Origin of the sequence: Cellvibrio zantedeschiae (assembly GCF_014652535.1) — a bacterium.
Taxonomy (GTDB): domain Bacteria; phylum Pseudomonadota; class Gammaproteobacteria; order Pseudomonadales; family Cellvibrionaceae; genus Cellvibrio; species Cellvibrio zantedeschiae.
Genome location: NZ_BMYZ01000012.1, coordinates 1 through 634 on the forward strand (window position 1 = coordinate 1; position 634 = coordinate 634).

Below are 634 nucleotides of genomic sequence, written 5' to 3' on the forward strand. Positions count from 1 at the left end.
AGTTTTTAAGTTGTGGTTTTGTGGAATACTTTTGCGCAGCAAAACCACAAAACTGCGACTTAAAAACTGTCCAGCACACGAAGAGTGCGATGCTTGAGCGACTTGTTAGGCATAGTTATTCTGTTGCACAAAAATACGTTAGTTCGCTTTTGCTTTCTTCTATGTTGTAGTGAATATTTAATTCTTTAAGCGAATTTTCGCACTCGCTGTCAGAAAATAATATACCTTTAATTGTAAAATATGGACCACTGCCAGCATACTCGCCCCTCAATTGTTTAGGTAAATAACGAGGATTATATAAAATTTTTAAATTACGTAAATTTACCTCTTTGCCTTTAATATTACTGGTGTCCAATTTAATTAGCCTGCCATTCACTTCAACTAGGACATTATTCAATATATTGTTTTTCGGCATGAGTTTGATGGAAATTGCAATATTACCTTTATAAATAGGTGCTTTGCAGCCCTCATTAATATTACAAAGGTTATTGTTTAATAGTAACGGTTCTATTTCATAGGTAACTTTTTCTTGTAATTCTGAAATTGGCGCGTATAAATCTTGACTCGCATTTGCTAGCGAACCAAATATGAATAATATGATGGCGAAAATGTATTTCATTGCTTATGCCTAACG

Annotated in this window: 1 protein-coding gene; it reads right to left on the reverse strand. The window is 33.8% G+C overall.

All coding sequences use genetic code 11. From position 1 onward, the window contains the following. Positions 1 to 115: 115 nt before the first annotated feature. On the reverse strand, positions 116 to 619 hold the full coding sequence (locus tag IE104_RS18930; RefSeq protein WP_189421482.1) for a hypothetical protein: 504 nt from the start codon (positions 617 to 619) through the stop codon (positions 116 to 118). Positions 620 to 634 lie beyond the last annotated feature (15 nt).

Excerpts from the sequence above, each read along its gene's own strand:
- IE104_RS18930 (WP_189421482.1), bottom strand. The coding sequence starts at position 619 with ATGAAATACATTTTCGCCATCATATTATTCATATTTGGTTCGCTAGCA.